Raw genomic sequence first — 26,448 nt, forward strand, 5'->3', positions numbered from 1 at the left:
TCATTGCTCCTTCAAATTTCGGTTCAGGCAACGGCGTGGAGACGGGATGGCTTGGCGGCGGGCGACGGCTGCTGGCCGAGATAGAGCGCCCTGATATCCTCGCGCTGGCGAAGATCGGCGGCCGCGCCGGACAGGACCGAGACGCCGTTTTCGAGCACAGTGGCGTGGTCGGCATAGCGAAGCGCGACCGCCGAGTTCTGCTCGGCGACCAGGATCGACAGACCGATCTCGCGGTTGAGTTTTTTCAGCGTCTGAAAGATGTCTTGCACGATGAGCGGGGCAAGCCCCATCGAGGGCTCGTCGAGAACCAGCAGGCGCGGCCGCGACATCAGCGCGCGGCCGATGCCAGTCATCTGCTGTTCGCCACCGGAGGTGAGGCCGGACAATGTCCGGCGCTTTTCCCTGAGACGCGGAAAATAGGAATAAACCCGTTCGAGATCCGCGTTGATTTCGGCTCGGCGGCCGCTGCGGCCGATGCCGCCGGCGACCAGGTTTTCCTCGACGGTGAGGCTCTTGAAACAGTGACGGCCCTCCAGCACCTGGACCAGCCCGGCGCGTACGAGATCGCCCGGCTTGCGGCGCGAGACATCCGAGCCATCATAGCGGATGGAGCCGGCGTTGACCTGGCCGCGCTCTGCCGGCAGCAGGTTGGAGACGGCCTTCAACGTCGTGGTCTTGCCGGCGCCGTTGGCACCGAGCAGCGCCAGAATCCCACCCCGCCTGATCTCGAAGCTGACGCCATGCAGCGCCGTGATGGCGTTGATATAGGTGGCGTGGACCGCGTCCACGGCCAGGATGATGTCGTCGTTCGGCATGGCTGTTTCCGTGCTTTGCGGATGGGCCGGGCGCCGCGGATGGTGTCCACGGCACCCGGCCCGGAGATCAGTTGGTGGTCACGGCGTTGGCATCGTCGGCGGTGCGCAGCTTGATGCCCTTCTCGGCGGCATAGGCCTCGGCCGACTTCTCGATGATCGGCCGCAGCAGCGCCCAATCCGGCGCGATCCAGTCGGAAACGACGTTCCACTTCTTGCCGTCCCACTGCTGGAAGGTCACGTAGCCCTCGCCCTCGTGGTTATCCCAGCTGACATTGATCGAGTGGAACAGGTCCTTGGCGCCGAGCGTCTCGACCTTGGCCGGGTCAAGCTTGAGGTGTTCGAAGCCCCAGCGGACTTCGTCGCCGGTCAGCGTGCGATGGCCGAACTTCTCCTGCGCGACGCGGATCGCCTCGACATTCAGGATGCCGTTGACGATGCCGAGATTGTGGTAGACAGAGCCGATGCGCGACTTGTCTTCGAGATTGCCCTTGCCGGCGCCGTAGACGGTCTTCACGATCTCCTGCACCACCGGATAGGTGTTGCCCGAGGCCTGGGTGGTGATGGCGGTGTAGCCCTTGGCGGAATCGCCGGCGGGGATGACGTCCTCTTCCGAATTCGACCAGACATTGCCGACGATGTGGTCGACGGGATAGCCGACCTTGACCGCCGTCTTCAGCGCCACCGGGTTCATCACGCCCCAGCCGCGCAGGACGACGAAATCAGGCTTGGCGCGGCGGATGGTCAGCCATTGCGACTGCTGTTCGTTGCCGGGATGCGGGACCTCGATCTGCTGCACGGTGAAGCCATATTTCTGCGCCAGCAAATCATATATCGGGATGGTCTCCTTGCCGTAGGGCGAGCCGTGATAGAGCACGACGATCTTCTTGCCCTTGAGCTTGTCGATGCCGCCTTCCTTGGCGGCGATATAGTTCACGATCCCTGACGTCTCGCTGTAGGGGTTGAGCAGCAGCGGGAAGACGTAAGGGAAGACGCGCCCGTCCGTGGAGTCGGTGCGGCCATGGTTGACCGTGATCAGCGGCACTTTGTCGGCGGTGATACGGTCGATCATCGCATAGGCGATGCCCACTGAGAGCGGGTTCCAGGCAGCGGCACCCGCATGGCTCTTCTGCCGCTCGTAGCATTCGACGCCGCGCTCGACCTCATACTGGGTCTCACACTCGTCCCAGGTCAGCTTGACGCCGTTGACGCCGCCGTCGCGGATGTTGATGAGGTTGAGATAATCGATGAAGCCGCCGAAGAAGCCGGTGCCGCCGGCCGCGTAGGGTCCGACGCGATAGCTCTGCAGCGGGAAATATTGTTCGTCGGCATGAGCTGATGGCAAGGCCACCGACACGATCATCGCCGCGGACAAAGCCGCCGCCTTGATGGTGCTGAGGAAGGTCATGGCTAGGTACTCCCGGTATGGGCCGTCTTTGGTCCGGCCTCTGGTTCATCTTCGAATAGGATTCTGGACTGCGAGGGCTCAGGTCGATTGCCAAGCGAACAGGAGCCGTCTTCGGATCCTGTCCCACAGGGCCACCAGCCCGTCGGGTTCGAGGATCAGAAACAGGATGATGAGGACGCCGAGCACGATGCGCTGGCTCATGTCGAGCACGCCCGAGTCGAAGACATCGCCAAGCAGGAAGCCGCCGAGGCGCGACAGTGCGAGCGGAAAGACCACGATCAGGGCGGCGCCGAAGAATGCGCCGCGGATCGAGGCAAGGCCGCCGATGATGATGATGAACATTATCTGGAACGAGCGGTCGAGATCGAAGCCATCCGGCTCTACGGTCCTGAGATAAGCGAACGCCCAGATGACACCGGCGACGCCGATGACGAAGGACGAGATGGCAAAGGCCAGAAGCTTGGTCTTCAAGACCGGGATGCCGATGATGCGGGCGGCGGTCTCGTTGTCGCGGATGGCGATGAAGTTTCGTCCCGTCTGCGACGACACTAGCCGATAGGCGAAGAAGGTCAGGATGACGACGATGGTCAGCGCAAAGAAATAGCGGCCGACGGGGCCATCGAGTGTGAAGCCCGAAATCGAAAGCCTCGGCGCGTCGATGACGCCGGATGCAGAGTTGTTGGAAAACCAGCTGAACTTGGTCAGCGCCCATTGCACGAAGAACTGCGCGGCAAGCGTCGAAACCGCGAGGTAAAACCCTTTCAGCCGCAGGCTCGGCAAGCCGAAGACGATGCCGATCGCGGCGGCCACGATGCCGGCGAGGAAAATGCTGCCGATCAGTGGCAGGCCTTCGACGCGCAGGTTGAAATTATAGGCGGCAAAGACGCCTGCCGCCATGAAAGCGGCGCTGCCCAGCGAAACCTGGCCTGCATAGCCGGTCAGGATGTTGAGGCCGATACCGGCGAGGCTGAGCGCCAGGAACGGCAGCAGGATGGCCTCGAACAGGTAGCTCGAGCCGATCAGCGGCAAGACCCCATAGGCGAAGGCGAGCAGGAGTACGGGCACCGCCCATTTCGGCAGCACCGTCACGGCGGAAAAGTCGCTTGCAATCGCGGCCATGGCTCAGACCCTTTCGACGAGCTTTTGGCCGAACAGGCCGGAAGGACGGATCAGGAGGAAGACAAGCGCGACGACATAGGCGAACCAGCTCTCGATGCCGCCGCCGAAATAATCGCCGATATAGACCTCGGCGAGCTTCTCGCTGGCGCCGATCAGGAGCCCGCCGACAATGGCGCCAAGAATGGAATCGAAGCCGCCAAGCACCAGCACCGGCAGCGCCTTGAGCACCACCAGCGACAGCGAGAACTGCACCCCTAAGCGAGCGCCCCAGAGCAGCCCGGCGACCAGCGCGACCAGGCCGGCCGCCGCCCAGACGGTGGCCCAGATCAGTGGCAGACGCAGGCCAACCGCGAGTGCGGCGAACTGGTCGTCCGCGACGGCGCGGAAGGCGAGGCCGATGCGGGTGTAGCGGAAGAACAGCGACAGCAGGAGAACCATGCCGGCCGCGACCACCGCCGCAAAAATATCGAACTGGCTGATCAGCACGCCGCCGACTTCCAGCGGCACATCCTCGATGCCGAGGTCAAGACCATGGACCTGCGTGCCCCAGATCAGTTGGGCGGCGCCCTCGATGATGTAGGACAGTCCAAGCGTCGCCATGAACAGGGTGATCGGTGGCTTGTTGGTTAGCGGCCTCAGCACCGTGCGCTCGATGGCGATGCCGATCGCCACCATGATGGCGAACGTTGCCACCAACGCCAGTGCAAACGGAACACCGCGTTCGACAAGGCTGACGAAGGTAAGGGCGGCGAACAGCAGCATCGCGCCTTGGGCGAAGTTGAGCACGCCCGAGGTCTTGTAGATCAGCACGAAGCCGATCGCGACCAGCGAATACATGACGCCGGAGAGCAGCCCGCCGACGAGCACCTCGATGAAGAACTGATAGTCGAAGTCGGCGATCATATGCCCGCCCCGTCCTCATTGTCTGAGGCGACGCCCAGATAGGCATCGATGACGTGCTGGTCGTTGCGGACCTCGTCGGGTGTGCCGTCGGCGATCTTGCGGCCATGGTCGAGAACGGCGACACGGTCGGACAGGCCCATGACGACGCCGACATCGTGTTCGATCAGGACGATGGTGGTGGCAAAGCGGTCACGCGCGGCGCGCACGAAAGCAGCCATTTCGCTTTTCTCACCTGATGTCATGCCGGCCATCGGTTCGTCGAGCAGCAGCAGGCGCGGCTCCACGACCAGCGCCCGGGCGAGTTCGACCCGCTTCCGCAGCCCGTAGGGCAGCGTGCCGGCAAGACGATCGCGCACGGCGGTGAGGTCGAGAAATTCGAGAATCTGATCGGCGCGGCTGCGTGTCTCACGTCGCTCGCCGCGCGATCGTCCGATGCCGAGCACCTGGCCGGCGAAGTTGGAACGGACCTTGTAGGCAAGGCCGGTGGCGACATTGTCGAGGACGCTCAGTCCCTTGAACAAAGCAAGGTTCTGGAAAGTCCGGGCGACGCCGAGATGCGCCAGCCGCTGCGTCGGCACCTGCGCATAGTCGATTCCGGCAAGCTGGACCTGGCCGCGATCCGGCCGGTAGACACCGCTGATGACATTGATCAGCGAGCTCTTGCCGGCGCCGTTCGGGCCGATAATGGCGCGGATTTCACCTGATCGAACAGACAGATCGATGTCGGCCAGCGCGACGACGCCGCCGAACGACAGGCCGATGGCCTGGAGTGAAAGCATCGGAGATGTGGCCACCGCAGTGCCTGTTACCGGTGCGGTATGACCTTCGGACGGCTGCAGCGCCGAGGGCAGGCCGCGCGCGAAAACTTCCGGCGCATAGACCGAGGCTTCCATCACGCCTATGGCATAGCTGGGCAACGGCATTCCAATCGTCCTCGATTTCGCCCGCAGGCGCACGAATCCTCGATGCCGCCCGAAAAGATCGAGCGCGCTTGAAAACCTTCATTCGGGTGCTGGCCGGATTACCCGGCCAGCCTTGGAGAGATGACTATTCCGCTGCCAGCGAAGCCGCCTGCCCGGCATCCTCCAGCTCGCGAACGAGCGGGATGACATGCTTGCCGAAATACTCGACCTCTTCCTGGAAATGCAGGAAGCCGAGCAGGATGAGATCGGCGCCGGCGCTCTTCAAATCGACGATGCGCTCGGCAACCTGTCTCGGTGTGCCGATCAGGTTGGAGCGAAAACCGTCATTGTACTGGACGAGGTCGTCGAAGGAGGACTTCGCCCAATTGCCCTCGCCTTCCGGCGAGGCCTTGCCGGCGTTCTTGACCTCGTGGCCGAAGGCGTTGACCGCTTCCGGATTGGCCCTGGCGATGATCTCTGCAAGCACCGCCTTGGCCTCGTGCTCGGTCTCGCGGACAATGGCGAAGGCGTTGACGCCGACCTTGACGGAATGATTGCTGGCCTTTGCCTTGGTCTTGAGATCATCGACCTGTTTGGCGATTTCGGCCGGCGTGTTGCCGTTGGTGAAATACCAGTCGGAGACGCGTGATGCCATGTCGCGTGCCGCGCGCGACGAGCCGCCCTGGAAGATCTCGGGCAGCGGCCGCGGCGGCTTCGGTTTCAGCGAGTATTCGTTGAAGCGGTAGAAGTCGCCTCGGAAGGTGAAGCTGTCTTCAGTCCATATGCCGCGCAGCGCACGGATGAATTCCTCGGAGCGACGGTAGCGCTCATCATGGTCAAGCCAATGCTCACCGATGGCGTGGAACTCGCCACGGAACCAGCCGGAGACGAGATTGATGGCGACACGGCCGTTGGTCAGGTAGCTGATGGTGGCAATCTGCTTGGCCGCCAGCGCGGGATTCCAAGGGCCGGGCAGGATCGCGGCGATCACCTTCAGCGTCGTGGTGGCGGCCAGCAGGTCATGGCTGAATGCCACCGATTCATGCTGCTCGTCGGCGCCGTAGCCGGCGGTGAAACGGATCTGGCTCAGCGCGTAGTCGAAACCGGCCTTTTCGGCGATCTGTGCCAGCTTGCGGTTGTACTCGGCTGAATGGCTGGTGCGCTGCTCGATGTCGGAGATCACCAGGCCGCCCGAAACATTGGGCACCCAGTAGGCGAATTTGACCGCGTCGGTTCCTGTATGTGCCATGAATTGTCTCCCAGTCAGGCTGTTGATCGGTCCAGCCGCAGCCGGATGTCTCTATATTTATTATGTTTATGGAATTTATATACAAAGGAGGATTTTCCGTTTTTGGCGCACTTGCGGGACGGAAATACCAATTTTGCCCGGCCATGCCGGCTTGCGGTTGTCAGCCCGCGACCGCAACGCCCCCGGCATTGGGGCCAACCGCTCCGCCTGAAGAAGATGTGTCGAGCAGCCCCGCGATCTCGGCCGAGACCCTTTGGGCATGGCGAGCAACCTCCGGCAGGCCCATGAGTTCGCCAAAGGTGCCTCGCGCCAGCGGACCGGCGACGAAAAGCCCGGCAACCGCCTTGTCATCGCCACCGACGGCGCGACTATCGAGGCTCGTCTCGATACCGAGCCCGTATGCGTCCGCCCTGATCAGACTGGCCTCAGTCAGGGAACGCAGCGCCGGATTTGACTGGAGCGCCTGCCCATGGGCCGGCCCTGTCGTGTTGATGACGGCATCGAAGCTTGCCGTCTCGATGTGCGTCTGTCCGCGCCGTTGGAAGCTGACCGCGAGGCTGTCGCCCTCGTCGTTCGACGCGACAAGCCGGGCGGCAATGGTGTCGAATGTGCCGGCGGTCTGGCGGCGGTCGAGGACGGAAGCCACCTGCGGTGCGATCCTGAAGCGATGCACGTCCCAGAACACGCGCAGCTGGCGGACCAGCCTTGCCCGCTCTGGCGGAGCGAGGGCGGACCACAGCACCGGCCCTTGCATGCGCAATTGGTCAAAAACCGACTGCCAGTTGAGGTTGGCGGCTCGCGCCGCGGCCAGCGTGGCGCGAATGTTCTTCAGCAGGCCAAGTGCGGATGTGGCCGGCACCGACGCAAAGTCGCCGAAGGGCTCATGTCTGATATCCGGGTGGCCGCGCGAACGCAGTCCGCGGCGCGACAGCGCCAGGATGCGGCCGCGATGACCCCGGCGGTCAAGCTCGGCCACCATGTCGGCCGAGCTCAGTCCGGAGCCGACGATCAGGACCGACGCCTCCGGCCCGATCCCGGCGAGTGCCGACGGCGCGTAGGGATCGGCGATGAAGCCAGGTGCTTCAGCCAACAGGGCAAGTGCTGCCGGGATGGCCGGCAGAGGATGAGTCGCGGCGAGCACGACGATGTCGGTCGCGACAGGTCCGGCTAAGGTCTGTACGGTCCAGCCCGCGCCGTTGGCTCGAACTACCCGGGTGGCCTGAGCTTCGACATGACGGATAGCGCCCGAGTCGAGCCAAAGTGCGAGCTGCTCGGCGACATAGCGACCGAACACCCGCCGGCGCGGAAATACGTCGCCGTTCTTCCACAGCGCATCCGGGTCCCGCTCGATTTCGCCACTGCCGGCCAGCCAGCGCGCAAAATGCTGCTGGTCTTCGGGAACCATGCTCATCCGGACGGCCGGGACGTTGACGCGGTGCGACGGCTCATCGCTGGAATAGGCAAGACCGCCGCCGAGCGCGGAACGCGGTTCGATCACCGAGATCGACAGGCGCTCCGGCCCATGCGCCCGCGCAAGGTGCCAAGCGACCGCCGCGCCGGAAAAACCACCGCCGATTATGGCGACGCGCGATCGGCGGACCGGAGGCAGCGCGTTCACGAGGCGCTGGCGAGCGACTTCGGCCGATGGTCACCGGCAATGGTCTCGCCGAACGGCCCGGTATTGACCGACGACCCGGCCGACTTGACCGGATGATCGGTCGGCAGTTTCGGCAGCACCAGTTCGCCGAAGCGATAGGCTTCCTCCAGATGCGGATAGCCGGACAGGATGAAGGTGTCGATGCCGAGGCGACGGTATTCATCGATGCGCTCGGCAATCGTATCCGGGTCGCCGACCAGTGCCGTTCCCGCACCGCCGCGCACCAGGCCGACGCCGGCCCATAGATTGGGCGCGATCTCGAGCTTGTCACGGTTGCCGCCATGCAGCGCGCTCATGCGCGCTTGGCCGACCGAATCCATGCGGCCGAACACTTTCTGCGCCGAAGCGATCGTCGCGTCGTCGAGCCGACTGATCAGGCTGTCGGCGGCGGCCCAGGCCCGTTCAGTGGTTTCACGGGTGATGACATGCAGACGAATGCCGAAGGAGAGTTTGCGGCCGGCCTTGTCGGCCAGTCCGCGCACGGCATCGAGCTTGCGTCCGACGTCGGCCGGGGGTTCGCCCCAGGTCAGATATTTGTCGACTTCCTGCGCCGCGACTGCCGATCCAGCATCCGATGAGCCACCGAAATAGAGCGGCGGATAGGGCGCCTGCACCGGCGGGAACAGCAACCTTCCGTCCTCGATGCGGAAATGCTTGCCCTGGTGCTCGACCGTCTCACCGCTCAGCACCCGTTTGTAGATCCGGAGGAATTCCTGCGTCACCTCATAGCGCTCGGCATGCGAGAGAAAGATCCCATCGCCCTTGTTTTCCAGCGGATCGCCGCCGGTGACGACATTGATCAGCAGGCGGCCGTTGGAGATGCGGTCGAGCGTGGCTGTCATGCGCGCGGCAAGCGTCGGCGACTGCAAGCCGGGCCGCACGGCGACGAGGAAACGCAGCCGCTCTGTCAGTGGCGCCAGCGCCGACGCAATCACCCAGGAATCCTCGCAGGCCCGGCCGGTCGGCAACAGCACGCCGTAATAGCCAAGCGTGTCGGCCGCTTTCGCCACTTGCGACAGATAGGGCAGATCGACGGCCCTGCCGCCCTCGGTCGTGCCGAGATAACGGCTGTCGCCATGCGTCGGCAGGAACCAGAGAACCTTGATGCGGTCGGGGACATCTTGGGTCATGCCTTGCCTCCTGTGGTTCGACGGTAGCGGCCCGGCTCCGGCACGGTTGAGAGTAGACGCAAAAATGCTGGCATGGCGTGGTCCTGTGCAGGAAACAGATCGCCCATGCAGATTGATTATTCTATAAATTCTGTAGAGCTAGTTTATTCTAATTCCGCGCACGCAATTGGAAATTCTTCCTCATGCCCGCCGCCTGGAAGCGGAGAGGACCGGCTCGACCGCGTTGACGTTGTCCTTGCGCCGCCTTGGAAAGGGTTGGCGGCCTCCTTCCAGGCGTCGAGTGAATTGGCCACCCCCCAATTGTCGACAGGGACGCCTCCGCATTGGGTGCATTCCAATTTACGTTCCAATATACTCCGATCAATTCTGGTGAACGAACGCTACGGATTTGCCATGGACCTTGACCCTTCGACCCTCAATCGGGCTTTGCCGTTGCGCGATCAGATCTATCAGAAGATCCGCAACCTGATTGTCGTCGGACAGATGAAGCCAGGGGAGGTGATCAACGAGGTGGCCATCGCCGAAGCGCTCGGCGTTTCGCGCACCCCGGTGCGGGAAGCGGTGAAGCGCATCAGCGACGAAGGCCTGGTCCATATCCTGGCGCAGACCGGCACCTATGTCGCGCCGATCAGCCGCGCCGACCTCGAGGAGGCCTACGTCATCCGACGGGCGCTGGAGATGGAGAGCGCCAGGCGCGCGGCCGTCAAGCTCACGCCGGCATCCGCCGAATTGCTGGAGGACAATATGGCGGCGCACAAGCTCGCCATCGCGCGCGGCCGATATGCCCCCGCGATCCAACTCGACGATGTCTTTCATCGCACCATCGCCGAAATCTGCGGCCTGCCGATGATCTGGCGAGCGGTCGACATCTCCAAGGCGCAGATGGACCGCGGCCGCTATCTCGCCATTCCAAAGCCCGGCTATGGCGAACAGACGATCGAGCAGCACGAAACCATTCTCGATGCCTTGAAGCGGCACGATGCCGAGGGCGCCGCACAAGCGATGGAACACCACCTCGAGACGTCGTTCCGCAACACGCTCGAAGTCGCCGCGGACCTTCTCGGCTGAAGCCTTCTTCGGCGTCTAGCAGCGCTGCTGCTCCCGGAGATGCTTGACGGTCAATGCTCTTAGCTTTCCACGCAGGCGCAGTCGTTTGCCAAGCCCGCGCATGAAGCGTAAGATCAGCCATCGGCCGCCGTTTGTCCGGATGCAGCCGACAGTAAGAGGGTACATGCTCTTGCCCGATAGGGAGAAGAGCCATGCCTCAATCCACCTTTCGCAACCATGTTCTGAAAACCCTCACGCCTGAGGATTTCGGGCTTTTACGGCCGTCGATGCATCACGTCGAACTGGCCATCAAAGCCCGGCTGGAGATCGCGCATCAGCCGATCGAGCATGTCTATTTTCCCGAAACCGGTATCGCGTCGGTGGTCGCCGCCATGACCGGAGGGCGGCAAAGCGAAGTCGGCATCATCGGCCGCGACGGCATGACCGGGGTAGCGGTCGTTCTCGGCCAGGACCGATCTCCCAATGAAACCTATATTCAAGTCGCCAGCAACGGCTGGTGTCTGCCGGTTGAACGTCTGCGCATTGCGATTGCCGAGAGCCAGACCCTTCGCCCGTCGCTGCTTCGCTACGCCCACGCATTCCTGGTCCAGTCGTCGCGAACGGCGCTGGTCAATGGCCATTCGAAAATCGAGGAACGGCTCGCCCGCTGGTTGCTGATGGTCAACGATCGCGCTGAAGGAGATATCATCTACCTGACGCATGAATTTCTGGCGACCATGCTTGGCTCCAGGCGCCCGGGCGTTACCACCGCCCTCCAAATGCTCGAATATCGGGGGCTGGTTCATGCCAAGCGCGGCGAGATCACGATCGTCGACCGTACCGGAATGATAAAACTCACGGATGGTGCCTATGGCGAGGAGGAGCAACAGCACTTCAGCGCAGGGGCTGGCTGATTGTCTGGAACCGGACATAGGCTTGAAGACCACCGAAGTCCTGCCGTAAACCATGTTGGTCAGGGTTCAGGGAGGAATTCTCGATGACCAACTCTTTTCACTCCATCACGGTTGAAAGAGCCGCCGAAGCCTATGTTCTTTCCAGGGGCAAGGCACGCTTTCTCTCCATTGCGCAGGCAATACGCGCCATCCGAACACTCATACCCGCATGCAGGGCTACCGACGGCGAGTTGGAGGAGTTGCTGGCGACCGCATCCCTCGTTCACGGCGTACCCGTGGCGTTCGACACAAACTCGGCCGATGGCGTAGCGCCGCAACTCCATTCGTAGGGGGCGGAGATGCCTGCGCTCGCGCAGACGCCTACCCTGTCGGACGTTCGCCAAGCGATTGTCCGCTGCCTGATCGACACCGTCGACAGGCCGTGCATTTCGATATCCGAGGTGAGCCACGAGGTGAGGAGAATGTTCCCGCTTTGCGAACTCACGGATTGGGAACTTGGCGATCTCATTGCGCGAAGCGCGATCGACGCGGGATTTGCCGTCGAGTTCGGCGCTGACGTTCCGTGATCGCGCAAATCAGGGATCGCCAATGGTTGAACAGGGCGGAGATGTCCCGCCGAAACAAAGCGTTTCCTTGCCCTGGAAGGTAACTGGTGGAGCCAATCGGGATCGAACCGACGACCTCTTGAATGCCATTCAAGCGCTCTCCCAACTGAGCTATGGCCCCACTCCCGGCAGTCAGCCGGCGCCGTTTCCGGCGAGAGATCGGCGCGGGTTGGAAGACCGCGCCGTTAGTGCAGGCGGCTTCTAACCCCGCCATTCCCAGATATCAAGCCTTCATCGGCGGCTTTTTCTTCACAGGGCGTGAAAGCCGGCAAACGCTTACGTTCGAAGCCTTTGTCAGACTTCGTCGTCGTCGTCGCCGACGCCGATCATGTCGGAAACGTCGTCGTCTTCTTCCTCTTCGTCGGCAAGGAAGGTGTCATCCTCGTCGTCGCCGAGGTCGACGTCATCCTCGTCGTCACCGAGATCGGGAAGATCGTCGCTCTTGGCGTCGTCTTCCGCCTCTTCGAGCGAGACGACCTCGACACCCTCTTCCTCCTCGGCGTCCACTTCCTTCTCGGCCACTTCCTCTTCCTCCTCGACGGCGGCGATCTTGCCTTCCTCGAAATAGGAGCGCGGATAGGTCTTGCCCGTATAGGGCGAGACGATCGGGTCCTTGTTCAGGTCGTAGAATTTCCGGCCCGTTTCCGGGTCGATGCGTTTTGTGCCAAGTTCGGTTTTTGCCACGGCAAGCCTCGTCGATAAAAGAGTGGTCCCCTTAACCACAGTTTGCAGCGCTGTCAAAGCGAAAAGCCGGCGTCACAAAACCAAGCACTGAAAGGCCTCGCGCCAAGTGACAAGCATGGGGATGACCATTTCGCCCCGCCGTGATACGAGACCGCCGCAACAAATGAAAAGCGCCGGCACGCCGGCAATCCGTCCAGGGAAATTCCATGTCTCACGCCGCCGCTGCCAAGCCGGCCACTGCCCGCAAGTCACCAGCCCTTTCCGGCACGGCCCGCGTGCCGGGCGACAAGTCGATCTCGCACCGCTCGTTCATGTTCGGCGGACTCGCCTCCGGCGAAACCCGCATCACCGGCCTGCTCGAGGGCGAGGATGTGATGCGCACGGGCGCGGCCATGAAGGCGATGGGCGCGCATATCGAGAAACGCGGCGCCGAGTGGGTGATCCGCGGCACCGGCAACGGCGCGCTGCTGCAGCCGGAAGGTCCGCTCGATTTCGGCAATGCCGGCACCGGCTCGCGGCTGACCATGGGCCTTGTCGGCACCTACGACATGGAGACGACTTTTATCGGCGATGCTTCGCTGTCGGGCCGGCCGATGGGTCGCGTGCTCGAACCGCTGCGCCAGATGGGCGTGCAGGTGCTCAAAGCCACGCCCGGCGACCGCATGCCGATCACGTTGCATGGGCCGAAGCACGCGGCCCCGATCACCTACCGCGTGCCGATGGCCTCGGCGCAGGTGAAGTCGGCGGTGCTGCTGGCCGGGTTGAACACGCCCGGCATCACCACCGTCATCGAACCTGTCATGACGCGCGACCACACGGAAAAGATGCTCAAGGGCTTTGGCGCCAACCTGTCGGTCGAGACCGACGAACGCGGCGTGCGCCACATCTTCATCGAAGGCCAGGGCAAGCTGACCGGCCAGACCATCGCCGTGCCGGGTGACCCGTCCTCGGCCGGCTTCCCGCTGGTGGCGGCGCTGATCGTGCCGGGTTCCGACATTGTCATCGAAAACGTGCTGATGAACCCGACCCGCACCGGGTTGCTTCTCACGCTGCAGGAAATGGGCGGCCAGATCGACATCTTGAACCCGCGCAATGCCGGCGGCGAGGATGTCGCGGACCTGCGCGTTCGTTACTCCGAGCTGAAAGGCGTCGCCGTGCCGCCCGAGCGGGCGCCGTCGATGATCGACGAATACCCGGTGCTGGCCGTTGCCGCCAGCTTCGCCGAGGGCGAGACGCTGATGCAGGGGCTGGAGGAACTTCGGGTGAAGGAATCCGACCGGCTGTCGGCGGTCGCCAACGGGCTGAAGCTCAACGGCGTCGACTGCACCGAGGGCGAAGCTTCGCTTGCCGTGCGCGGCAAACCAGGCGGCAGGGGATTGGGCGGCCACCCCAACGACCGGGATACGACGGTGCAGACCCATCTCGACCACCGCATCGCCATGAGCTTTCTGGTGATGGGCCTGGCGACTGAAAAGCCTGTAACCATTGACGACGCGGCCATGATCGCGACGAGCTTTCCGGAGTTCATGGACTTGATGAAGGGGCTGGGCGCGGAGATCGAGCGATAGTGGCAATCGCAAACCTTGGGGATTGGCTGGCGACATCCCGTGCTTCGTCATTCTGGGGCGAAGCAAGGAGCGCAGCGACGCGGCGCAGATCCCAGGATGACGAAGTCGCGGGGGCCTATTTCCATGCGTAAGGCGTCTGCCCGCCAATGACCCACCCCTTCACCATCGCCATCGACGGACCGGCCGGCGCGGGCAAAGGCACGCTCGCCCGCCGTCTCGCCGATCACTACCGCCTCAACCTGCTCGACACCGGCCTGACCTATCGCGCCGTCGCCCATGCGCTGCTGCGGCTGGGCCTACCGCTCGACAATGTCTCGGCGGCAGAAACCGCCGCCCGCCAGGTCGATCTGGCAAAGCTCGACCGCGCGGTGCTGTCGGCGCATGCGGTTGGCGAGGCCGCCTCGAAGGTCGCGGTTTTCCCTACGGTGCGGCGCATCCTGGTCGAAAAGCAGCGCGACTTCGCAAGGACGCCGCCGGGCGCGGTGCTGGACGGGCGCGACATCGGCACGGTCGTGTGCCCCGACGCCGACATAAAACTCTATGTGACGGCAAGTGCCGAGGTGCGCGCCAAGCGCCGGCTGGCTGAGATCGAAAGCATCGGCGGCACCGCCGATTTCGCCGAAATCCTTGCCGATATCCAGCGTCGCGACGAGCGCGACATGGGCCGGGCGGACTCGCCGCTGAAGCCGGCGGCCGACGCGCACTTGCTTGATACCAGCGAAATGGCTATAGAAGCCGCGTTTCTCGCGGCCATGTCCGTCATCGACGACGTGCTGGCCAAGAGAAACAAGGCCTGATCCGGGTTTCATGCTGCTTCCGGTTGCCGGAGGCGAAGAAAATACCCATATCGGGCACGAACCAGCCTGCCTGCATTCTTCATGCGCCGGAATTGCCGCTTGAAAAGCGGCCCAGGGCTTTTGCAGCCCGGAACGCCGGCAGGCCAACGCAACGCTAACCCACGGCGCCCGCCCCGCGAAAAATGCGGGGTACTCCAGGAGAAACAATGTCTGCTGCAAATCCCACTCGCGATGATTTCGCGAGCCTGCTCGAAGAATCATTTACCACCGGTCATTCCGGCGAAGGCCAAGTCGTCAAGGGCACGATTCTGGCGATCGAAAAAGACATGGCCATCATCGATGTCGGCCTCAAGGTCGAAGGCCGTGTGCCGCTGAAGGAATTCGGCGTCAAGGGCAAGGATTCGACGCTCAAGGTCGGCGATACGGTCGAAGTCATGGTCGAGCGCATCGAAAATGCGCTGGGCGAGGCCGTGCTGTCGCGCGACAAGGCGCGCCGCGAGGAGAGCTGGGTCAAGCTCGAAGAGAAGTTCACCAAGGGCGAGCGCGTCGAAGGCGTCATCTTCAACCAGGTCAAGGGCGGCTTCACCGTCGACCTCGACGGCGCCGTGGCCTTCCTGCCGCGCAGCCAGGTCGATATTCGCCCGATCCGCGACGTCTCCCCGCTGATGCACAACCCGCAGCCCTTCGAGATCCTCAAGATGGATCGCCGCCGCGGCAACATCGTCGTGTCGCGCCGTACCGTGCTTGAGGAGAGCCGCGCCGAACAGCGTTCGGAAATCGTGCAGAACCTCGAGGAAGGCCAGGTTGTCGAAGGCGTCGTCAAGAACATCACCGATTACGGTGCGTTCGTCGACCTCGGCGGCATCGACGGCCTGCTGCATGTCACCGACATGGCATGGCGCCGCGTCAACCATCCGACCGAAATCCTCAACATCGGTCAGACGGTCAAGGTGCAGATCATCCGCATCAACCAGGAAACCCACCGCATCTCGCTCGGCATGAAGCAGCTCGAGAGCGATCCGTGGTCCGAGATCGGCACCAAGTTCCCGATCGGCAAGAAGATCAAGGGCACCGTCACCAACATCACCGACTACGGCGCGTTCGTCGAGCTGGAGCCGGGCATCGAGGGCCTTATCCACGTTTCGGAAATGTCGTGGACCAAGAAGAACGTGCATCCCGGCAAGATCCTGTCGACGACGCAGGAAGTCGACGTGGTGGTGCTCGAAGTCGATCCGGCCAAGCGCCGCATCTCGCTCGGCCTCAAGCAGACGCTCGAGAATCCGTGGCAGGCTTTCGCCTCGAGCCATCCGGTCGGCAGCCAGGTCGAGGGCGAGGTCAAGAACAAGACCGAGTTCGGCCTGTTCATCGGCCTCGAAGGCGACGTGGACGGCATGGTGCACCTGTCCGACCTCGACTGGACCCGTCCGGGCGAGCAGGTCATCGAAGAGTACAATCGCGGCGACATGGTCAAGGCGCAGGTGCTCGACGTCGACATCGACAAGGAGCGCATCTCGCTCGGCATCAAGCAGCTGGCCAAGGACACGGTCGGCGAAGCCGCGACGTCAGGCGAACTGCGCAAGAACGCCGTCGTTACCTGCGAAGTCATCGGCGTCAAGGATGGCGGTCTGGAAGTGCGGCTGGTCGACAGCGGCATCGAGACCTTCATCAAGCGCTCCGACCTCAGCCGCGATCGCGACGAGCAGCGCCCCGAGCGCTTCACCGTCGGCCAGAAGGTCGACGCCCGCGTCATCGCCTTCGACAAGAAGACCCGCAAGCTGCAGGTCTCGATCAAGGCGCTGGAAATCGCCGAAGAGAAGGAAGCCGTCGCACAGTACGGCTCGACCGACTCCGGCGCTTCGCTGGGCGACATCCTGGGTGCCGCGCTGAAGAAGCAGGGCAACTAAGGATTAACCGCTTGCCGCACGATTTTCGTGCGGCTTGAACAAAGACCCCGCCGGATCGCTCCGGCGGGGTCTTTCTTTACGGCAAGATAAACTTCCTCGCGTATTTGGCAGTCGTCCCGGGAAGCCTTCCATGTGCAATGACGACGACAGGGCCGCAGCGCAATCTTCGTGGCTGCCGCGTCTTTATATGAGCGCACCGGCCCTTTTCTGCTTCTGCGGCATGGTGACGGTGATGATCGTCCTCTGGTCCCTGGGCTTCCGGCTCAATGCCGATGCGGACGACCTTCTCAAAATACACGAGATCCGCACCTTGCTCGAGACCGGGAATATCTTCGACCGGACAATGCCCGGCATTGCCCAGCCCGAGCCCTACATCTCGCACTGGCCATGGATCGTGGACCTGCCCTATGCCGCTTTTGCGTGGCTGCTCGCGCCGTTCGCCGGCTTCGAGCCGGCGCTGATGGCAGCAAGCTTTGTCGTGCCGCTGCTCCTGTTTGTACCCGCGCTCTACTTCTACAACCGGCTGATTGTCGCGATGGGCTTTGCCTATCCGGCCATTGCATTGCCGTTGGCCTTGATCTTCGCCGCGCGCACCTTCTTCGAATACGCGCCGGGGCGGATCGACTATCACAATCTGCAGATATTGCTTCTGCTTGCCGCCCTGGTCCTGTTGCTGTCGCGGAATCGCCTTTCGCCCTTCGTCAACGGCTTGCTGACAGCCCTGGCAATCGCGATCAGCGCCGAGTTCGCACCGTTCTTCGCCCTGGTGATGGCCGTCTACGCCTTCGACTGGATCGCCGGCCGCGACGAGAGTGCGACAGGGATCACCGGCTTTGGAGTGGCCTTGGCGATCGGCGCGATCGGCCTGTTCGCCGCTACCGTCGCGCCCTCGGCCTATGCCGCGGTCAAATGCGATACCTATTCCGCGCCGCATGTGCTGGCGCTGACCGCCGCCGGGCTCTCATTCGCCGTCGTACCTCGGCTTGTCGGCACGCGTGGCGGCTGGGCAATGCGGGCCGCGCTTCTGCTGGTGTTCGCCGCCATCAGCCTGGTGGCGCTGGTGAAACTGTTTCCGCAATGCCTGGACGGCCCTTACGCGTCGATGGACGCCTATGTCCGCGACAACATGCTCAACAGAATTCTTCAGGAGCTGAGTCTATTCCGGCGTTCCGATTTCGTCCTGTCGTCAGGCTTTCCCAGCATGTTGCTGCTGTTCGTCGGCGCGCTCGCGCCGGTCGTCATCTGCACCGGGTCGCATGGCCGCAGCCGGCCTCTGGTCATACTGGCCCTGTTTTCGCTGCTCGGATTGGTGCTGGCGATCGACTATCTCCGCTACTTCCGCTATCTCCCGATTTTCTCCGGCATCGGCCTGATCTTCGTGCTGGAGAGCCTGCTGCCGCAAGGTTCGGGGCTGCGGCGCTACTTGAAATCTCCCGTGCCGGCGCCATCGCGCAAATACGCATTGATCCTGCCCGGTCTGGTTTTGTCCGGGGCCATGGCGCTGTACCATCTGGCGGTCAGACCCTCCCAAGCGGCGATACCCGCCGCCGAATTCGCCGACAGTTGCGACCTCGATCATTTCGGAGCGCAACGGGGTTGGCCGTCGGGCGCCATCGTCTTTTCGCCACCGCTCATCGGATCGCATTTCGTCGCGCTGGCCGACGGCCCCAAGGTGGTGACGATCCCAAACCACCCTTCGGCCAAGGGCATCGAACGGAGCTACCGCTTTCTCGACCCCATGACCGCCGAGCCGCGTGCGATTCTCGACGCGTCGAAGGCGACACATGTCGCGATCTGTGCCTGGCGAGGCGCGCCGTCGCCAGGTCTCGAAGCCGCCTACCCTTTCGCGGCGGCCCTGATGGAAGGCAAGCCGCCGGCTTGGTTGAGGGAGTGTCCCACGGACGCTTCATCGCCGCTGCGTATCTACAGCTACCGCAACGCCGATGGATCCGACGCCGGCTGCCCGGCTTCGACGCTCTCCGCTCAGGCCCTGCCGTAGAGCGGCACCAGCGTTCCGCTCATTGCCTGATTGGCCGGCGAGGCGAGATAGGCGATTGCCTCGGCCGCTGCTTCGAGGCTGACCCATTTGGTGAAATCGGCATCCGGCATGTCGGCGCGGTTGGCCGGCGTGTCGAGCGTCGATGGGGCCACCGCGTTGACCAGGATGCCCTGGGCCTTCAATTCTTCCGCCATCGCGACCGTCATGGCCGCGACCGCCGCCTTGCTGGCCGTATAGGCGACCATGCCGGCGCCGCGGCGCGGGTCGAGCCCGGCGCGTGCCGTGACATTGACGATGCGACCGGCAGTATCCGACGCCAGCATCGAGCGGATGGCGGCGCGGCTGCACAGGAAGGCGGTGCGGGCGTTGGTGTCCATCATCTCGGCAAACGACGCCGATTCGATCTTCTCCACCGGCGCCATGGCAAAGCCGCCGGCCAGATGGATCGATCCCCACAAGGCAGGAACCTGGCTGTAGAACGCCTCGACCTTGGCGGGGTCCGAGAGATCGACATTGTGCGCCAGTTTGACATTGTCGTGCGTGGTGAAGGGGAAGTGCTGAGGTGCCGCGGCATGCGCGTTCGGCACGTGGCAGATCGCGCCCTGTTCCAGCAGTCTGCCGACCACCGCCCCACCGAGCGCGCCGGTTCCACCGGTCACAACGATGTGCCTGCCTTCAAGTGTTTCCGTCATCCTGGACCGCTCCTGTCATTTTTATGACTTTTGTCGTTGGTTTGCCGCGCCGACGCGAAGCGTCGCCCCTTTCAGTCGATCACTCAACCGATATCTCGACATGGCAGCCGTCACGTCTTTGCATGCGTCAGGGCATCGCCGAATAACGAAGCCGCCCGGAAGCGGATCAGGTCTTGCAAAAACCAAGCCGGCAAATGGTCCGCTTCCTGTCGGCAAGGACGGCCCGGATGTTTCAGACGACCGTGACTTCGATGACGCGCGGCAGCCCCGTTGCCCGGGCCTGCCTGAGCGCCTGTGGCAAGGCGTCGATGTCGGCCAGCCTTTCGGCACCAATGCCATAGGCTTCGGCAAGCTTGCAGAAATCCGGCGGCGCCGGCGACACGCCGACAGGTTCCACGCCGACATCGAGCATCGAGGTCTCGATCTCGCGATAGCCTCTGTTGTTCCAGACCACGAAGATGACGGGCGCTCCAGAATCGAGCGCCACCGCTATCTCCGGCAAGGTGAACTGGAAGCCCCCGTCGCCGGTCAGGCAGACAACCGGCGCATCGGGCACGGCAAGTGCCGCACCGATCGCCGCCGGCGGACCGTAGCCAAGCGCGCCAAAGCCGGTCGCGGCATTGAACCAGCCGCCGGGCCGGTCGTGGTCGTAATAGAGGTTGGCGGCGTAAATCGGCTGGGTCGAGTCGCCAACGATGATGGCACCGGGCAAAGCGTCGCGGATCATTTCCACGGCACACACCTGCGCTGCATAGGCCGGGCTCAACTCGGCAAAAGCGGCCTTTCGCGCCGCCGCGGCGCGGCCATGGCCATCTTCGCCAGCGCTGTGGGCGGGATCGATCGCCGCAAGCAGCGCCTCGAACGCCTCGGCGCAATCGGCCTGGATGGCGACCGTCACCGGACGCCGCGCAAGCTGGTCGGCGCCGATGTCGATACGGATCAGGTTCGAAGGCAGTACGAAGCCGCCGTCGCCATAGCCGTCATAGTCGGTCGGGCCGAATTCGGTACCGGCGGCGATCACCAGATCGGCCCCGGCCATCAGCGCGCGAACCGCCTTGAGGCTTGGGCTTGCCGGCACGCAAAGCGGATGGCCATGCATGAGACCGCGCGCGTTGGTGGTCTCGACAGCCGGCGCGCCCAGCCTTTCGGCAAGGCGCCGCAGCGCCGCATCGGCTTTCTTGGCGCCGCCGCCTGCAAGGATGAGCGGGCGGCGTGCGGTGGCGATGAGTTCGGCAGCCCTGGCAATGGCGGCACGCTCTGGCGCCGGCGGCCCGGCATTGCTCAAGGCTGCCGAGAATCCGTCCGCCGGCTTGACCATGATATCGGTCGGGATCTCTATATGCACAGGGCCGGGCCGAGACGAGGAAAACAGGGCGAAAGCCCGCGCCAGCGCACCGGGCAATTCGCTGGCCCCGGTCACGCGTAGCGACAACAGCGCTACCTTCTCCATCATGCCGCGCTGATCGGGCAATTCGTGCAGGAAGCCGAGCCCCTTGCCGAGCGTGTCGGTGGCGTTGACGCCGGAGATCACCAGCATCGGCACCGAATCGGCGCGCGCCTGGCCTATGGCGGTGATGGTGTTGGTCAGCCCCGGCCCGGTGATGACGAAGGCGACGCCCGGCTTGCCGCCGGCGCGCGCATAGCCGTCGGCCATGAAGCCGGCGCCCTGTTCGTGTCGCGGCGTGATGTGGCGAATCTTCGAGCGCGCAAGACCGCGATAGAGTTCGACCGTGTGGACGCCGGGAATGCCGAACACGGTGTCGACGCCATGCGCCTCGAGCAGCGAAATGAGCGCTTCGCCCACAGTGGTCATTGGTTTTCTCCCCTATCTCTTTGTTTCTACGCAATTCCCAAGGGGAAGCGCTGCGCGCTTTTCCCGGGAAACCCGCTTCTCACTTTTCCAGGAATTGCTCCAGCGGCGCGAGGCCGAGCTCGGTCTCCACGGCCTTGATTCCTATGGCCGCCAATTCACCGGGCGAAAACATCTCGCCGGCCAGGCAGCCTTCGATCCAGAGCCCGTCGATGATCGCATTGATCGCGATGGCATGGTGGCGCAACTGGGTTGCGTCCGGCTTGTGCTGTTCGGCGGCGAGCACGTCGGCCACAACTGCTTCCACCTCGTTGCGAAAGCCAAGGTAGCCTTCGCGGTGGGCACGGGCCAGGGCGGGATCCGCACTGGCGCGGCCGATGAAGGTTGCCCAGAGCGAAAACACCCGCGCGTCGATGATCGGCGCATTGAGATTGGCGGTGATGAAAGCCGCAAGACGCTGGCGCGGCGAGGCATCATCCATGACCAATGCCGCCTTCGCCTGCTCGGTCATGCGATCGACCAGCGCCGTATAGGCTTCCTGCAGCAATTCTTCCTTGCCCGGGAAATAATGCCGGATCAGCCCGGCGGTGACGCCGGCACGCAATGCGATGGTGCGCAGGCTGGCGCCTTGAAGGCCATATTCCGCCACGCTGTCCAGAGTCGCCTCGATCAGATCCTGCCGCCGCCGCTCCTCGCCCTCGCGACGGAACTTACGGCGCCCATTCATTGGCGCAGGATCGGTCGCGTCAGGCATGTCGGCCCGCCTTCGCAGGCGATGCAGAGCGCGTCCGCCTCGAAGATCTCAACCGTGCATCCGGCGGCTTCCATGGCGGCCTTGGTCCTGGGAAAGCCCGCAACGGCAATAACCTTGAGCGGGCTGGTCGGCAGTACGTTAAGACTGAGGCCGTTGGAAGCCGCGAACTCCTCGGCGTCGCCTTCGACCAGCCGGATGCCGCGTGCCTTCAGCGTCTGATAGAAAGGGGCCGGTAAAAGCGGTGAATAGACCAGCGCCAGGTCGTCGGCCAGCGGGCTGATAACCGACATCAGATGCAGGCACGCCTCTTCGCCCTGCCACAGCGGCAGATCAAAGCCGTAGACGGAAATCCCCAGCGGCGACAGCAGGTTGGAAACCTGCTGGATGCCTTCCTGGTTGGAACGGACACCGCGCCCGATCGCCAGCGTGCGGGCATCCACCCATACACAGTCGCCACCTTCGACCTGGCCAGGAGCCTCGACGCGACCAAGGATCGGAATGCCCAGCCTTCTGTAGGTTTCTTCATGCAACGAAGGCTCCCTGGCGCGCAGCGGCTTGCCCATGGACAGGATCAGCGCACCGCGGTCGGTCATCAGCGAAGGGTCGTGCGTGAACACCGAATCCGAAAGTCCGTCGGCCTTGTCCTCGATCCATTCGATCTCGGCGCCGGAAGCCGCCACCAGTTCAGCCAGGGCTGCGTGCTGCGAGGCCGCTTTCGCCGCGTTGAATCCCGGACCATAGTGCCAGGCAGCCCGGTCGGCGTCGCGCATGGCGTTGGCCGCCGACCGCATCAGCACGCGCCGTAGCGGCGCCGCCATGGACTGAGATCCGAAAGCGCTCATCGATGCCCTTTTTTAAGCTGAAAAAAACCGAGAAAATTTCATGAGAGGTTATTTATACACTTGCACAACAAGGCCGCAAGTGCCGTAATGAGCGGGATTGACGGGCTCGCTCTGTTGGGTCCATGCTTGAGGTCTGGAGCGAGGCAGTACAGCGTATGTTGATTAGCCGGATAGACGTTCGACGAACCGCCGGCGGCGATATGGAGGTCATTTGGTGAGCGCTGTGGCAGCTGCCAAAGTCCCATCCGGCGAGGCGCAGGACGGCGCCGCAGAAGCCATCCATGTCGAGAACCTGCACAAGAAATTCGGTCAACTGCATGTGCTGAAGGGCGTATCGCTGTCGGCGCGCGACGGCGAGGTCATCGCCATCATCGGCGGCTCGGGCTCAGGCAAATCGACGCTGCTGCGCTGCATCAACTGCCTGGAAAACCCGACCAGCGGCATCATCCGGGTCAATGGCGAGGAGATCAAGCTCAAGGCGGACAGCCATGGCCATACCATTCCGGCCGACCGCAGGCAGATCGAACGCATCCGCTCCAAGCTCGGCATGGTGTTCCAGAACTTCAACCTGTGGAGCCATATGACGCTGATCGAAAACGTCATCGAGGTTCCCGTTCATGTGCTGGGCGTCAAGCGCGACCAGGCTGTCGCCCAGGCCGAAAAGCTGCTGGTGCGCGTCGGTCTGGCCGAGAAGCGCGATGTCTATCCGGCCTATCTCTCCGGCGGCCAGCAGCAGCGCGCCGCGATCGCTCGCGCCTTGGCCATCAATCCGCGCGTCATGCTGTTCGACGAACCGACCTCGGCGCTCGATCCCGAACTGGTCGGCGAAGTGCTGAAGGTGATTGGCGATCTGGCCCGTGAAGGCCGCACCATGGTGCTGGTCACCCACGAAATGAAATTCGCCCGCGAGGTCGCGACCCACGTCGTCTACCTCTACAACGGGTTGGTCGAGGAGGAAGGCCCGCCGGAGCAGATCTTCGGCGCGCCCAAGTCCGAAAGGCTAAAGCAGTTCATCCGCAACATCGGCTAGGGACAGGCCGGGACGGAAGAAAACCGGGAACCAACAACAAACTGGGAGTTCTGAAATGAAGACTGTTCTGAAGACATTCGCCGCGGCGCTGCTGCTCGGCGTCGCCGCCATGGGCGTGGCCAAGGCCGATCCGGTCAAGATCGGCGTCGCCGCCGAACCCTACGCGCCCTTCACCTCGCCCGATGCTTCGGGCAAATGGGTCGGCTGGGAGATCGACTTCATCGACGCCGTCTGCGCCGAGGAGAAGCTCGACTGCGTCATCACCCCTGTCGCCTGGGACGGCATCATCCCGGCACTGACCACCAAGAAGATCGACCTCATCGTCTCGTCGATGTCGATCACCGATGAACGCAAGAAGACCATCGACTTCTCCGACAAGTACTATAACACCCCGACCGCCATCATCGGTCCGAAGGACCAGAAATTCGGCGCCACGCCCGACGATCTCAAGGGCAAGGTCCTCGGCGTCCAGGTGTCGACGGTGCATGCCGTATACGCCAAGAAGCATTTCGGCCCCACCGCATCCGAGATCAAGGAATACCAGACGCAGGACGAAGCCAACAACGACCTCGCCGCGGGCCGCCTCGACGCGGTGCAGGCCGATTCCATCGCGCTCAAGGAGTTCCTCAAGACCGACCAGGGCAAGGCCTGCTGCGATCTCAAGGGCATGGTGGCCCCTGACGACGAGGTGCTCGGACCGGGCGTCGGCGCCGGCGTGCGCAAGGAAGACACCGATCTGAAAGAGAAGATCAACGCCGGCATCAAGGCGATCCGCGCCAACGGCAAATATGACGAGATCTCGAAGAAATATTTCGATTTCGACATTTACGGCGGCGCCACGCAGTCGAACTGAGGCCCTCGCATCGGCTGGAGGACAGGGCGCTGACGCCCTCGTCCTCCAGCCGGCCTGTCCACGCATGCTTGCCGCCGGCTGCTGGTGCCGGCGGACAGAGCCAGCAATCCGGGGGCGAAGCTGATCGAATCCTTTCTTCCGGCCTCCGCGGCCGGCATCGTCGAACTGCTCTCGCCGGCTCCCGTCGGCTGGGGCGGGACGCTCTTGCTCGGGCTCCTGCATTCGCTAGAGATCGCCGTCGGCGCGACCATCGTCGGCCTGCTGATTGGAACCTGCGGTGCCTATGGCAAGCTTTACGGCGGACCCGTGGTGCGCGACCTGTTCGCGGTCTACACCACCGTGGTGCGCGCCGTGCCGGAACTGGTGCTGATCCTGCTGCTCTACTATGCCGGCACCGACCTGATAAACCAGGTGCTGACGGCGATGGGTTACCAGCGTGTCGACATCAGCGGGCTGGTGGCCGGCATCGCCGTGCTCGGCTTCGTCCAGGGCGCCTATTCGACGGAAGTCATCCGCGGCGCGATCCTCGCTATCCCGCAGGGCCAGATCGAAGCCGCCCGCGCCTTCGGCATGTCTCCCGGCCTTCTGTTGCGGCGCATCACGCTGCCGGCGATGCTGCCTTTCGCCATTCCGGGCCTCGCCAATCTGTGGTTGATCGCCACCAAGGACACCGCGCTGCTGGCCGTCGTCGGCTTCTTCGAACTGACACTGGCGACACGACAGGCGGCGGGCGTCACCAAGGCATATCTGGTTTTCTTCCTCGCCGCCGGCGTGCTCTATCTCTGCGTGACGCTGGTTTCGAACCTCCTGCTTGGCCGCGCCGAGAAATGGGCGCGGCGCGGCATGCCTTCGATCAAGGAGGCACGCTGATGACCAGCGAAACGGTCATCATCGACACGGCGGCGCGCGCTTCGCTCTGGCTGCAGCCGCATCGCATCGTGCTGATCCTGGTCGCGCTGGGGCTGGTGGCGTCAGCCGCCCTCTTCATGCGCTGGGACTGGCTGCCGCAATATTGGGAAATGGGCCTGATGGGGATCTGGCGTGCCCTGTGGATCCTGGCCGTCACCTGTACGCTCGGCTTCATGATCGCCGTGCCCGTGGGGCTGGCGCAGGCGGCCGGCTCGATCTGGGTCGCGGCACCCGCGAAAGTCTTCTGCACCATCATCCGCGGCACGCCGCTGCTTCTGCAGCTATGGCTGCTCTATTACGGGCTGGGCTCGCTTTTCCCGCAATATCCATGGATCCGCGAATCCTGGATGTGGCCCTATCTCAGGCAGGCCTGGCCGTACGGCGTGCTGGCGCTGACCTTGTCCTTCGCCGGCTACGAGGGCGAAGTGATGCGCGGCGCCTTTGCCGGCGTGCCCAAGGGGCAGCTGGAAGCCGCTCGCGCCTTCGGCATGAGCCGCTGGAAGATCTTCCGCCGCATCTGGCTGCCGCAAGCCTTCTACCGGGCGCTGCCTACGCTGACCGGCGAGACCGTGCTGCAGCTGAAATCGACGCCGCTGGTGGCAACCATCAGCGTGATCGACATCTTCGCCGTCTCGTCCAAGGTGCGGCAGGACACCTATCTCACCTACGAGCCCTTGCTGCTCCTGGCGTTGATCTATATGGCGATCACCGGCATTCTGGTCTTCGCCTTCAGCCGGATCGAGGCACGAATCCCGGTCAAGATCGGTTAGGTTCAAGTGAGTGGTGGTAGGGATTGGTAAGTAGGAAGTGGCTGCCGCGCACTCCACAACTCACCACTCAACAACCCCTACTCACTACTC

Annotated in this window: 25 protein-coding genes and 1 tRNA gene; 12 read left to right on the plus strand and 14 right to left on the minus strand. The window is 63.5% G+C overall.

Features of this window, described 5'->3' with window-relative positions; translation table 11 throughout:
- Positions 1-23: 23 nt before the first annotated feature.
- From FJ543_RS14625 to ssuD, 8 genes are all read right to left on the minus strand, one after another.
- Positions 24-815: an ABC transporter ATP-binding protein gene (locus tag FJ543_RS14625; protein WP_140875698.1), complete on the minus strand. Its 792-nt coding sequence runs from the start codon at positions 813-815 to the stop codon at positions 24-26.
- A 67-nt stretch (positions 816-882) separates the two neighbouring features.
- A complete protein-coding gene (locus FJ543_RS14630; RefSeq protein WP_140875700.1) occupies positions 883-2,220 on the minus strand; it encodes an ABC transporter substrate-binding protein in 1,338 nt (445 codons plus the stop codon).
- 78 nt (positions 2,221-2,298) lie between these two features.
- Positions 2,299-3,339 (minus strand): branched-chain amino acid ABC transporter permease, encoded by a 1,041-nt coding sequence (locus FJ543_RS14635; protein WP_140875702.1) that lies wholly within the window; start codon positions 3,337-3,339, stop codon positions 2,299-2,301.
- A gap of 3 nt (positions 3,340-3,342) precedes the next feature.
- Positions 3,343-4,242: a branched-chain amino acid ABC transporter permease gene (locus tag FJ543_RS14640; RefSeq protein ID WP_015314248.1), complete on the minus strand. Its 900-nt coding sequence runs from the start codon at positions 4,240-4,242 to the stop codon at positions 3,343-3,345.
- A complete protein-coding gene (locus FJ543_RS14645; protein WP_140875704.1) occupies positions 4,239-5,165 on the minus strand; it encodes an ABC transporter ATP-binding protein in 927 nt (308 codons plus the stop codon). Before FJ543_RS14645 ends, FJ543_RS14640 begins: the two co-directional genes overlap by 4 nt.
- 124 nt (positions 5,166-5,289) lie before the next feature.
- The gene (gene sfnG / locus FJ543_RS14650; RefSeq protein WP_140875706.1) at positions 5,290-6,393 is read right to left on the minus strand and encodes a dimethylsulfone monooxygenase SfnG; all 1,104 of its coding nucleotides are present in this window, start codon (positions 6,391-6,393) and stop codon (positions 5,290-5,292) included.
- A 160-nt stretch (positions 6,394-6,553) separates the two neighbouring features.
- Entirely contained in the window at positions 6,554-8,011 is a 1,458-nt protein-coding gene (locus tag FJ543_RS14655) for an FAD/NAD(P)-binding protein (protein WP_140875708.1), read from the minus strand.
- Positions 8,008-9,180, minus strand: coding sequence for an FMNH2-dependent alkanesulfonate monooxygenase (gene ssuD / locus FJ543_RS14660; protein ID WP_140875710.1), 1,173 nt, complete (start codon positions 9,178-9,180; stop codon positions 8,008-8,010). Before ssuD ends, FJ543_RS14655 begins: the two co-directional genes overlap by 4 nt.
- Before the next feature lie 393 nt (positions 9,181-9,573).
- Here ssuD and FJ543_RS14665 point away from each other — a divergent pair, with 393 nt between their 5' ends.
- The 4 genes from FJ543_RS14665 to FJ543_RS14680 all read left to right on the plus strand — a co-directional run bounded on the left by FJ543_RS14665 (position 9,574) and on the right by FJ543_RS14680 (position 11,707).
- Positions 9,574-10,248 carry a GntR family transcriptional regulator gene (locus FJ543_RS14665; protein ID WP_140875712.1) on the plus strand — a complete coding sequence of 225 codons (675 nt, stop codon included), beginning with the start codon at positions 9,574-9,576 and terminating at the stop codon, positions 10,246-10,248.
- A gap of 191 nt (positions 10,249-10,439) precedes the next feature.
- A complete protein-coding gene (locus FJ543_RS14670) occupies positions 10,440-11,141 on the plus strand; it encodes a Crp/Fnr family transcriptional regulator (RefSeq protein WP_140723333.1) in 702 nt (233 codons plus the stop codon).
- Between the two features lie 83 nt (positions 11,142-11,224).
- A complete protein-coding gene (locus tag FJ543_RS14675; RefSeq protein WP_015314254.1) occupies positions 11,225-11,470 on the plus strand; it encodes a hypothetical protein in 246 nt (81 codons plus the stop codon).
- 9 nt (positions 11,471-11,479) lie between these two features.
- Complete coding sequence (locus tag FJ543_RS14680) at positions 11,480-11,707, plus strand: hypothetical protein (protein ID WP_015314255.1); 228 nt, start codon at positions 11,480-11,482, stop codon at positions 11,705-11,707.
- Positions 11,708-11,791: 84 nt separating this feature from the next.
- Here the strand turns inward: FJ543_RS14680 and FJ543_RS14685 are convergent.
- Positions 11,792-11,867: transfer RNA gene (locus tag FJ543_RS14685), tRNA-Ala, on the minus strand.
- Between the two features lie 173 nt (positions 11,868-12,040).
- Positions 12,041-12,430, minus strand: coding sequence for a TIGR02300 family protein (locus FJ543_RS14690; protein ID WP_015314256.1), 390 nt, complete (start codon positions 12,428-12,430; stop codon positions 12,041-12,043).
- A gap of 206 nt (positions 12,431-12,636) precedes the next feature.
- Between FJ543_RS14690 and aroA the strand changes: the two genes are divergently transcribed.
- The 4 genes from aroA (at position 12,637) to FJ543_RS14710 (ending at position 18,698) form a co-directional block, all read left to right on the plus strand.
- Positions 12,637-13,998 (plus strand): 3-phosphoshikimate 1-carboxyvinyltransferase, encoded by a 1,362-nt coding sequence (gene aroA, locus FJ543_RS14695; protein WP_140821633.1) that lies wholly within the window; start codon positions 12,637-12,639, stop codon positions 13,996-13,998.
- A gap of 146 nt (positions 13,999-14,144) precedes the next feature.
- On the plus strand, positions 14,145-14,795 hold the full coding sequence (cmk, locus tag FJ543_RS14700) for a (d)CMP kinase (protein WP_140614979.1): 651 nt from the start codon (positions 14,145-14,147) through the stop codon (positions 14,793-14,795).
- Between the two features lie 206 nt (positions 14,796-15,001).
- Positions 15,002-16,699, plus strand: coding sequence for a 30S ribosomal protein S1 (gene rpsA / locus FJ543_RS14705; RefSeq protein ID WP_015314259.1), 1,698 nt, complete (start codon positions 15,002-15,004; stop codon positions 16,697-16,699).
- Positions 16,700-16,829: 130 nt separating this feature from the next.
- Positions 16,830-18,698 carry a hypothetical protein gene (locus FJ543_RS14710; RefSeq protein WP_140875713.1) on the plus strand — a complete coding sequence of 623 codons (1,869 nt, stop codon included), beginning with the start codon at positions 16,830-16,832 and terminating at the stop codon, positions 18,696-18,698.
- Here the strand turns inward: FJ543_RS14710 and FJ543_RS14715 are convergent.
- The 4 genes from FJ543_RS14715 to FJ543_RS14735 all read right to left on the minus strand — a co-directional run bounded on the left by FJ543_RS14715 (position 18,683) and on the right by FJ543_RS14735 (position 22,796).
- Positions 18,683-19,390 (minus strand): SDR family NAD(P)-dependent oxidoreductase, encoded by a 708-nt coding sequence (locus FJ543_RS14715; protein WP_140614983.1) that lies wholly within the window; start codon positions 19,388-19,390, stop codon positions 18,683-18,685. The genes FJ543_RS14710 and FJ543_RS14715 overlap by 16 nt on opposite strands.
- Positions 19,391-19,622: 232 nt before the next feature.
- A complete protein-coding gene (locus FJ543_RS14720) occupies positions 19,623-21,203 on the minus strand; it encodes a 5-guanidino-2-oxopentanoate decarboxylase (RefSeq protein WP_140875715.1) in 1,581 nt (526 codons plus the stop codon).
- A gap of 79 nt (positions 21,204-21,282) precedes the next feature.
- The gene (locus tag FJ543_RS14730) at positions 21,283-21,954 is read right to left on the minus strand and encodes a TetR family transcriptional regulator C-terminal domain-containing protein (protein ID WP_140875719.1); all 672 of its coding nucleotides are present in this window, start codon (positions 21,952-21,954) and stop codon (positions 21,283-21,285) included.
- Positions 21,924-22,796, minus strand: coding sequence for a dimethylarginine dimethylaminohydrolase family protein (locus tag FJ543_RS14735; protein WP_140875721.1), 873 nt, complete (start codon positions 22,794-22,796; stop codon positions 21,924-21,926). The genes FJ543_RS14730 and FJ543_RS14735 overlap by 31 nt, the downstream gene beginning before the upstream one ends.
- A 214-nt stretch (positions 22,797-23,010) precedes the next feature.
- Between FJ543_RS14735 and FJ543_RS14740 the strand changes: the two genes are divergently transcribed.
- The 4 genes from FJ543_RS14740 to FJ543_RS14755 all read left to right on the plus strand — a co-directional run bounded on the left by FJ543_RS14740 (position 23,011) and on the right by FJ543_RS14755 (position 26,358).
- Positions 23,011-23,826, plus strand: coding sequence for an ABC transporter ATP-binding protein (locus FJ543_RS14740; RefSeq protein WP_015314265.1), 816 nt, complete (start codon positions 23,011-23,013; stop codon positions 23,824-23,826).
- A 55-nt stretch (positions 23,827-23,881) separates the two neighbouring features.
- Positions 23,882-24,679 carry a transporter substrate-binding domain-containing protein gene (locus FJ543_RS14745; protein ID WP_135883722.1) on the plus strand — a complete coding sequence of 266 codons (798 nt, stop codon included), beginning with the start codon at positions 23,882-23,884 and terminating at the stop codon, positions 24,677-24,679.
- Positions 24,680-24,883: 204 nt separating this feature from the next.
- Positions 24,884-25,549 (plus strand): ABC transporter permease, encoded by a 666-nt coding sequence (locus FJ543_RS14750; RefSeq protein WP_041163582.1) that lies wholly within the window; start codon positions 24,884-24,886, stop codon positions 25,547-25,549.
- Entirely contained in the window at positions 25,549-26,358 is an 810-nt protein-coding gene (locus tag FJ543_RS14755) for an ABC transporter permease (RefSeq protein WP_140723354.1), read from the plus strand. Before FJ543_RS14750 ends, FJ543_RS14755 begins: the two co-directional genes overlap by 1 nt.
- Positions 26,359-26,448 lie beyond the last annotated feature (90 nt).

The sequence above is a fragment of the Mesorhizobium sp. B2-5-7 genome (assembly GCF_006440875.1).
In the GTDB taxonomy this organism is placed as follows: Bacteria; Pseudomonadota; Alphaproteobacteria; order Rhizobiales; family Rhizobiaceae; genus Mesorhizobium; species Mesorhizobium australicum.